This window comes from Phenylobacterium sp., assembly GCF_036495085.1.
GTDB lineage: Bacteria > Pseudomonadota > Alphaproteobacteria > Caulobacterales > Caulobacteraceae > Phenylobacterium.
The window spans coordinates 1-8,377 of record NZ_DASXNL010000019.1; the positions used below are offsets into that span (position 1 = coordinate 1).

Sequence of the window (8,377 nt, forward strand, 5' to 3'; positions counted from 1 at the left end):
GCGAATCTCGGATTGGGGACTCGGCTAGCCCTCGCCGCCTTCGCCGTCTGACGCCGGCCGCGCCTTCTGGTCGACATTGGTGGGCGCGGTCTTGACGCCGGTGCGTTCCTCTTCGCGGGCCCCCTGCAGGATGCCGACGAGGCCGTAGTTCCCCTCGTGGCAGGCGTATTCGTAGACAGGGCCCTTGGAGCGGGCGAACTCATACTCGCCGCCCCACGGCTGGGAGAAGACGGTCTGATCCTCCACCCAGAAGGCGTAGTGCAGCCGATCCTTGCCGACCAGCGTCAGTCGCTCGGTGACCTTCAGGTGGGCAGAGGCGCCGCGGAAGACCTGCTCGGGGTGGAAATTCGTGGTCTCGACCACGAGGGTGTCGCCCTCCCAATGGCCGATCGAATCTCCCATCCACGGCCTGAGCGAGGCCGGCAGGTGCTGGGTGGCGTCCAGACGGATGATCCGCGCGTCGTGCACCATCTCGACGTCAATGACGACCTGGTCGCGGGTCTGCACGACCTGGTAGGTATTGTTGTAGAGCCCCGGCAGCATGACGGGTCCGGAGGAATTGCCGAACGACAGCAGGCAGCGCTCGCCAAGCGCGCGGGTCTCCGGATTGTCGCTCGGGCTCTGGCCTGGTTGCAGGCTTCGGCCGAACGGACTGACCTTGATATCCTTGCGCATCGGGACGCGCCCGTCCGCCGTCGAGGTGATGAAGCCGTTCCGCGGCTGGCCGTTCACGCGCATGACCACGCTGCCCGGGTCGGTCCAGGCGGCGTTGTAGTTGCAATCGACACCGCGGCCGCCGGAGCAGTCGGCCGGCAGGTCCGTCACCTTGGCATTCGGATCGGTAGGCTTATTTCCAAGGTCGATCTGCGCCTGTGTCTTCGCCTCGATTCTGCGGGCTTCGGCATCGGTCAGAACCAGATTGGGGCCATAGCGCGGATTGCGCTCCAGGCGGGTGACGGCTGCGTTCGTCCAGACGCCCTGCAGGTCGGGATGGCCGTCCGCCGTGCGTGGCGGCCTGAAGGCGGTCTTCGGCGGCGGGGGCGCCTGCGCTGCGGCCAGGCTGGGCACAGCGATCGCGAGGCCGGCGGCAAGCGCTGCCGCACACAATCTCCTGCTGTTCATCCGGTCCTCCCCAGAACCACAGACCTCCAATCAGGCGTGCTTACAGGCGATTATTCCAGGGGTTTGCCATCTACGGCAAGGCGCCGGCTGACTCCTGGGAACAGACCGGAGGTTGCGTTCCGGCCGCTCGCCGATCTTTCCGTTCATCGCGGGCTGCGAGGGGTGTAGCTTCGGCGCAAGGATGGCGGCGAAGATGCGCGTCTTGCGACATGCGCTGGGGCTGGTGACAGCGTTCGTTCTTGTCGTGACAGGCGGAACGGCGAGGGCTCAAAACGCGCCCATCGCCGATAGCGCGCTAGCGCACGCAGATGCCTTGCGCCTCACCGACGAGCAGGCGCGGCAACTCGAACTCGTGCGCCGCGAGGCCGACAGGCGGGCGGCGGCGCTCTTGAGCTCTCGCCAGAACGAGCTCTTGAGCCGGCCGCCCCCGCGTCCTTCCGTGGGACCAGATACTGTCCCCCTCGCTCGCCCGACCGGGCAGGAGTCCAAACTCGTAGAGTTCGAAACCTCCGAGGCGATCGCCGAGCGGCTCATCAAATGGGCACAGTGGTTCGCCCTGGCGGTCGGCGCTCCGATGGCGATCCTGGCTACGGTGTTGGCGGTGGCGGGGGTCCGTTCCTATCGCGACTTCCGCGCCCGACTCCGGCAGGCCGGCGAGGCGGCGGAGCAGCGCGTCGCCGAGGCGGGCGCTTCGATCGATGCGCGGTTGGCGGAAGCCGGCAAAGAGGCTGACCGGCGGGAGCAGGAGGCCGCCGGTCTGGAGGCAAAATTCACCAACATTCACCAGCGCCTGGAGCAGATTTCCAAGCTTGAGCACAGTGTCCGCGAACTCGCCGACAAGGTCGACAAAGTTGAACAATATGTCGATTTCCAGAAGTCTCGCGCGTTGACCCCGCAACTGCAGGCTTCACTGGAAGCCAGTCTGGGCCGCTATGTCGGGTGGCTGTCCAAAATCGGGTGTCAGACCGATAAACGGCCCTCCGTGTCGATCGATTCCAAGCTGAAGGATCAGGTCTACTATGTTCAAGGGCGGATTTCGGTCGGCGAAAATCACGCCCGCGAACCGGACGTCGTCCTTAGGCCCTACACCCATCACGTCCTCAGCGCCGCCAGGCCGCGCCGCTCGGCCCAGCCATCGATCGCGGTGCAGTATGGCCTCGTCAACTACCTCATCTGCAGCTTCGAGAACGATCCCCTTTCCGGCGGACAGTCAGCCGGCGGCCATGCTGAGCTCACGACCAACGACGTCCGGCTGGACCTGGAGCCATCGTGGGAAAGCGACATGCGGATGGGAATGGGGTGGGGTGCGTCATTCTGGGAGATGCGTGCGATCATTGGTGCGGAACCCACCGACAGGCTGTTGGTCGAAGCCTGGACTACGGCGAAGTCGGGACGCGATCCGCGGGCCGCAGTCATGGGCTTCATGGATCGTCTTGCCGAACTGATGGCTGATCGACGTCCGGCGGCCAAGTCGAAAATCCTGGCCATTTTTCAACGCCGCGGGCTCGACCTTTCGAAGCCTAAAGCCCAAGACGCCGAGCTCGTCCCGCAACAGCCAAGGCGAGCCGCTCGGCGATAAGATGATCCGGGGAGCCCGCGGTCTTGCACAACCGATCGGCGTTGAGGATCTCGGGCTGGATCCGGTCGAGTTCCTCGAGCGTCCAGCTTCGCGCCTGGCGGAGGAATTCCCGTTCCTGTTTCCAGAAGACGCCGGCGGCCTTGGCCGCCTCCTGAAGACCGGCGCCGCTCTTCGCCAGCGTCAGGGCGCGGCGCAAGCGTCCCAGATGCAGGCCCATGGCGCGGATGGCGGCTGGGCCGGCCTCACCTTCCTGGGCGGCGCGGCGAAGGCCGGCTTGCGCATCGCCCAGGCGTCCACCGAAAGCATCGGCGGCGGCGTCTGACAGCGAGGCTTCGGGCTCGACTCCGAGGAAGGGTTCCAGGTCGGCCGGCGTCGCGGTCGCACCGCTTCCCGGGCCGAGGAACAGCGCCAGTCGCTCGATCTCCTGGCGCGCGACGCCCCTCTCCTTGGGCATGCGAGCCACAAAGATCTGCAATGCCTCGGCGCTGAGCGAGAGGTTGTCCTTGGCCAGCGCCTCGCGCACCTGGCGGGCGACGTCGCCCGGCTCGTCCTCGTAACAGGGGATGGTGGCGACGGCGGGCGCTTTCTCAGCGGCCTTGCGCAGGGCGGAGTCGCGCCCCAGAGCCCCGGCCTCGATCACCAGGAAGGCGTCAGGATTAAGCTCACCGTTCGCATGTCGGGTCAGGGCCTCAGCGGCAAGTTTGTCGAGGCCCGTCTTCTCGGTCGCGAAACGAAGCCGAACCAAGCGGCGCCCGCCCATCAGCGATTGGGCGGCAAGTTCGCCCTCAAGCCGCCCGCCGTCGGCGTCGAGGTCGCCGTCTGTAAGCTGGGCGACATCGAAGGGGTCGTTGGGGTCCTTGGCTATGCGGCCGGCCAGCTCCTGGCCCCGCTCACGCACAACTCCGAGATCGCGGCCATAGATCAGCGCGGCGCGGATCCGGGGGTCGGGGACCTTGAGAAAGCGCTCGATGTCCGGGCGTTTGCCAAGGATCATGGCCTCACGCCTTTGGCGGGGCGACGGCCTTGGGCGTGCTAGCCTTCGTTTCGCGGGTCGCCAGCCATGAGGCGATCTCGAGCTGGATCCGGCGGGCGGCTTCCTCGGCCGCGCGGTCCTGTGCGTCTTCCGCCGCGGCGATCGAGGCGTAAGGCTGATCGGCGGAGTCGTAGGTCAACTCGACGCGGACCGTACCCTTCTTCGCGACATCGCCGCCGGGAAGGTTGGTCAAGGTGTAGTTGGCGGTCAGCACGTATTCGTAGCGGGTGGCGACGTTGTCGGTGCGGATGCCGCGCGGATAGCGGGCCTCGCCAAGCGTCAGGTGCATGGAATATTTCGCCGGGGCGGAGTGGTTCTTGGCGAAGGCGTCGTCCAGGTGCTGTCCAAGGAAGTACCCGGTGCGGCCGGTGGGAGCCACGACGTCGATCACGGCCATGTTCGAGGTCACGCCCGGCGCGGCGTAAAGGGGCGTGAAGCCGCAGCCGCCCAGCCCAAGGCCCGCGCCGGTTAGGGCCAGCAAGGTCGCGGCGAGGGCGCGGTGTCGGTTCATCAGGCGGCTACTATGTTGACGATGCGGTCGGGCACGACGATCACTTTGCGGATAGTGAGACCCTCAAGGCGCCTCGCGATCTCGGGGTCGTCAAGCACGATCTTTTCTACATCGGCCTGCGAGGCGCCCGCCGGCGCGGAAATCTCTCCGCGCCGCTTGCCGTTCACCTGAACCGGCAGGACGCGCACGGAATCCTCGATCAGCGCGGGGTCGAAGGTCGGCCAGGGCGCCATCGCAGCCATGCCCTCTCCACCAATACGGACCCAGCACTCTTCCGCCAGATGCGGGGTGAAGGGCGCGATCAGCCGGGCCAAGCTCGATAGCGCGTCCTGTCGGGCGGCGAGCAGTGCGGGCGTGGCGTCTTTGGCCGGATTGGCCTTCAGCAGGTTCAGGAACTCGTAGAGCCGGGCGATGCCGGAATTGAACCGGAAGGTCTCGATCGCCTCGGTCACCTGCTTGATCAGCCTGTGGGTGGCGCGGCGCACTGCCGTGGCGGCTTCGTCGGAACCCTGCTGCGCGCCCGAAACGGACTGCGGCTGGCTCGCGAACTCCTCCCAGACCCGATTGACGAAGCGCCACGCGCCGGCCACTCCGCCCGTGGTCCACTGAGCGTCGCGTTCCGGCGGGCTGTCGGACAGCACGAACAGGCGCGCGGCGTCGACGCCATAAACATCGAAGATCTCCTCCGGCGCGACGGTGTTCCGCTTGGACTTCGACATCTTCTCAACGTCACCGATCACCACCTCGGCGCCGTTCTCCAGCAGCCTGGCGCGGCGGGACTTGCCTTCGACGACGACCTCAACCTCGCGCGGCTCGAGCCACTCGCCGGTCTGGCGGCGGTAGGTTTCGTGAGTCACCATGCCTTGCGTGAACAGCCCGGCGAACGGCTCTCGGACGGAGAGCTGGCCATCGTCGGCCAGGGCTTTGGTCATGAAGCGCGCGTAGAGCAAGTGCAGCACGGCGTGTTCGATGCCGCCGATGTACTGATCGACGGGCATCCAGTAGTCCGCAGCCGCCTTGTCGATTGGCTCGACGGCGTCGGCGTCGGCGAAGCGGGCGAAGTACCAGGACGAATCCACGAAGGTGTCCAGCGTGTCGGTCTCGCGGGTTGCCGGGCCACCACACATCGGGCAGGTCGTGTGCTTCCAGGTGGGATGCCGATCCAGGGCGTTGCCGGGCTTGCCGAACTCGAGGTCATCGGGCAGCACCACCGGCAGGGCTGACTTCGGCAGGGGGACGACGCCGTCCTTGGCGCAATGCACCATGGGGACCGGGCAGCCCCAGGCGCGCTGGCGAGCCACGCCCCAGTCGCGCAGCCGATAGACCGTCGCGCCCACGCCTTGCTTCTGGGCTTCTATTCGGGCGATGGCGGCGGCCTTGCCCGCCTCGATGTCCAGCCCGTCCAGGAAGTCGGAATGATAGATCGTGCCGGGGCCGGTGTAGGCCTCGGAGCCAACCGCAAAGGTTGCTGGATCTTCCCCGGGTGGGAGCACGACCGGCTTCACGGGCAGTTTGTATTTGCGGCAGAAATCCAGATCTCGCTGATCGTGCGCCGGGCAAGCGAAGATCGCGCCCGTCCCATAGTCCATCAGGATGAAATTTGCGATCCAGACGGGCAGGTTCCACGCCGGATCGAACGGGTGCGTCACCCTCAGGCCGGTGTCGAAGCCGATCTTCTCGGCGGTGTCGATCTCCGCTTGAGAGGCGCCGCCCTTCTTGCACTCGGCGATGAACGCGGCCGCCTTGGGGTCGGCGGCTGCGATCTGTTCGGCCAGGGGGTGGTCGGGGGCGATGCCGACGAAGCTTGCGCCGTAGAGCGTGTCCGGGCGCGTTGTATAGACCTCAAGGCCCCCGTCGAAGCCCTTCGGCGGGTCGCCGGCGAACTCGAACGCGAACTTCAGGCCCTTGGAGCGCCCGATCCAGTTCTCCTGCATGACCCGGACCTTTTCGGGCCAGCGGTCCAAGCTCGCCAGGTCATCGGTCAATTGGTCGGCGTAGTCGGTAATGCGCAGAAACCACTGGTTCAGCTTGCGCTTCTCGACCACGGCGCCGGAGCGCCAGCCGCGGCCGTCGACCACCTGCTCATTGGCGAGCACGGTCTGGTCGATGGGGTCCCAGTTGACCACGCCCTCCTTGCGGTAAACCAGGCCGCGCTCAACCAGGTCGAGGAATAGCGCCTGCTGCTTGCCGTAGTAGGCGACGTCGCAGGTCGCGAACTCGCGAGACCAGTCGATCGATAGCCCGAGCTCCTTCAGTTCGGAGCGCATCCGGGCGATGTTTTCGTAGGTCCAGGCCTTAGGGTCGACGCCGCGCTCGATGGCGGCGTTCTCGGCCGGTAATCCGAATGCGTCCCAGCCCATGGGATGAAGTACGGAGAAGCCGCGTGCGCGCTTGTATCGGGCGACCACGTCGCCCAGAGAATAGTTGCGGACGTGGCCCATGTGCAGACGCCCCGACGGGTAGGGGAACATCTCGAGCATGTAGTACTTGGGCCGGGTCGGATCGATCACCGCGCGGAAAGCGTCAGCGTCCGCCCAGGCTTTGCGCCACTTGGGCTCGGTCTCTTTGGGATTGTATCGGGCCATCTTCAGGGGGGCTTTGGACTGGAGTTGGACTTCCGGTCAACGCTCTCTATCTGAAGGGCGCCGACAAACGAACGATCGGAGGGGGCGATCAGCCCTTGATGTTCGAAAGTCGAAGCTGGCGCGCGCGGGTCAGGATCGCGTTTTCGATGTCCGTCTCCGTCTGAGAGGCCGAAGGTGCGTCGATCCAGTTTCCTGCCGGGTCGCGGTTCTGCTTGAACACCGTCACGTTCAACCCGTCGGCGCGCAGGCGCGCGTCGAGGATGTAGACGGTGCATTTGAAGCGCTCGTCGGGCTTTTCAGGGTTCGTGTACCAGTCGGTGATGACGACGCCACCGTAAGGATCGGCCGAGGCCAGCGGCATGAACGCCAATGTGTCCAGGGTCGCGCGCCACAGGTAACCGTTTACGCCGATCGCGGCAGCTGTTCCGTTGCCGGCGTCAGTGACCTTCGGTCCGCTGCCACCGCCCAGGGGGTGCATGATGTGGGAACAGCCCGCGACGCCCACGACGGCCGTAGCCAAGGCGCTCAACGCAACGCCACGCATCCATGCACCACGCACAAACGGCATATGTATCCGTCTCCAAATGAATTCCGCCGCGCTGCATTGCGCCACGGCGCCGCCCCGCGCCGCGCCCTCTATAACAACGCAGTGTCAGTCGCCAAACAGGAATCGCGTGGCCCTGCCGCCACAGGCGCCGACCTTCTTCGATACATTCCGGGTCGTTGAGGACGGAGTCGGTTGACCTGGCGGGCGGCAATTCTCTAATCGACCTGCACCGTGGCGGACCTTGGGGAAATACCCGAGGTGCGAATGCGGGTTCAAGGGGCTATATGTTCGGTATGTCCATCCGCAAGTTCGCCTTGCTTGCCGCCACGACCGCCCTGATCGGGGCGGCCGCAGGCGTTGCGCAGGCGGCTGACGCCAAGGGCAAGCCCATGGACTTCACAGTCCATACGGAATCTTCCCCGATCGCGCCTGGGTCGCAGACCGTGAAGTGGGACGCTGCGCGCGGCAAGTGGGGCGTGGTGCTCAACCTGCAGCAGCCGGAAGCTCGCGCCGCGACGGCCAATGACATCCAGGCCGGCGCCTACTACCGCATCACGCCTTCGCTGCGGGTCGGCGGCAGCCTGGCCTTTGGCGACGAGCAGGTGGCGCCCGGCTCGAAGCCGAACGTCACGGACCCGGGTCAGCCTCGGGTCCAGCTGGAAACCAAGTTCAAGTTCTAAAGGCGTCCACCGCCGCGAGACCGACCAGGCCCGCGCCCGTCAGGCGACGGGCCGTTTTGTTGTCCACCCCGCCCAGCGCGTAGACGGGCCCCTTGGCTCGCCGCACCAGGATCGCAAGCCGAACGGCGCCCATCGGCGCACCCGCCGAGGCGCTGCGGCTCTGAAAGATCGCCGAGACGACGGCCGCATCTGCGCCCTGGGCGAGAGCGCGCCGAGCCGCGAGGCTCGAATGGGCTGCGGCGGTGACAAGCCAACAAGGGTGAGCGGCCTTCAATCGGCGCGCGCGATGCGCCAGGCGCTCAGGTAGGTGTACGCCGTCG

Annotated in this window: 8 protein-coding genes; 2 read left to right on the forward strand and 6 right to left on the reverse strand. The window is 66.4% G+C overall.

Features of this window, described 5'->3' with window-relative positions; translation table 11 throughout:
- Positions 1–24 precede the first annotated feature (24 nt).
- The gene (locus VGI62_RS03040) at positions 25–1,122 is read right to left on the reverse strand and encodes a hypothetical protein (protein WP_331502918.1); all 1,098 of its coding nucleotides are present in this window, start codon (positions 1,120–1,122) and stop codon (positions 25–27) included.
- Positions 1,123–1,315: 193 nt separating this feature from the next.
- Between VGI62_RS03040 and VGI62_RS03045 the strand changes: the two genes are divergently transcribed.
- The gene (locus VGI62_RS03045; protein WP_331502919.1) at positions 1,316–2,701 is read left to right on the forward strand and encodes a hypothetical protein; all 1,386 of its coding nucleotides are present in this window, start codon (positions 1,316–1,318) and stop codon (positions 2,699–2,701) included.
- Here the strand turns inward: VGI62_RS03045 and holA are convergent.
- The 4 genes from holA to VGI62_RS03065 all read right to left on the reverse strand — a co-directional run bounded on the left by holA (position 2,643) and on the right by VGI62_RS03065 (position 7,398).
- A complete protein-coding gene (gene holA, locus VGI62_RS03050; protein ID WP_331502920.1) occupies positions 2,643–3,695 on the reverse strand; it encodes a DNA polymerase III subunit delta in 1,053 nt (350 codons plus the stop codon). The genes VGI62_RS03045 and holA overlap by 59 nt on opposite strands.
- A 4-nt stretch (positions 3,696–3,699) precedes the next feature.
- Entirely contained in the window at positions 3,700–4,245 is a 546-nt protein-coding gene (gene lptE / locus VGI62_RS03055; protein ID WP_331502921.1) for an LPS assembly lipoprotein LptE, read from the reverse strand.
- Entirely contained in the window at positions 4,245–6,830 is a 2,586-nt protein-coding gene (gene leuS / locus VGI62_RS03060) for a leucine--tRNA ligase (RefSeq protein WP_331502922.1), read from the reverse strand. The genes lptE and leuS overlap by 1 nt, the downstream gene beginning before the upstream one ends.
- Before the next feature lie 88 nt (positions 6,831–6,918).
- Positions 6,919–7,398: a DUF3576 domain-containing protein gene (locus VGI62_RS03065; protein ID WP_331502923.1), complete on the reverse strand. Its 480-nt coding sequence runs from the start codon at positions 7,396–7,398 to the stop codon at positions 6,919–6,921.
- A 263-nt stretch (positions 7,399–7,661) separates the two neighbouring features.
- Here VGI62_RS03065 and VGI62_RS03070 point away from each other — a divergent pair, with 263 nt between their 5' ends.
- Entirely contained in the window at positions 7,662–8,057 is a 396-nt protein-coding gene (locus VGI62_RS03070; protein ID WP_331502924.1) for an NtrZ family periplasmic regulatory protein, read from the forward strand.
- Here the strand turns inward: VGI62_RS03070 and VGI62_RS03075 are convergent.
- Positions 8,047–8,377: thiamine phosphate synthase (locus VGI62_RS03075; protein WP_331502925.1), on the reverse strand; the 331-nt coding region annotated here is incomplete at its 5' end. The two genes, VGI62_RS03070 and VGI62_RS03075, sit on opposite strands and share 11 nt — an antisense overlap.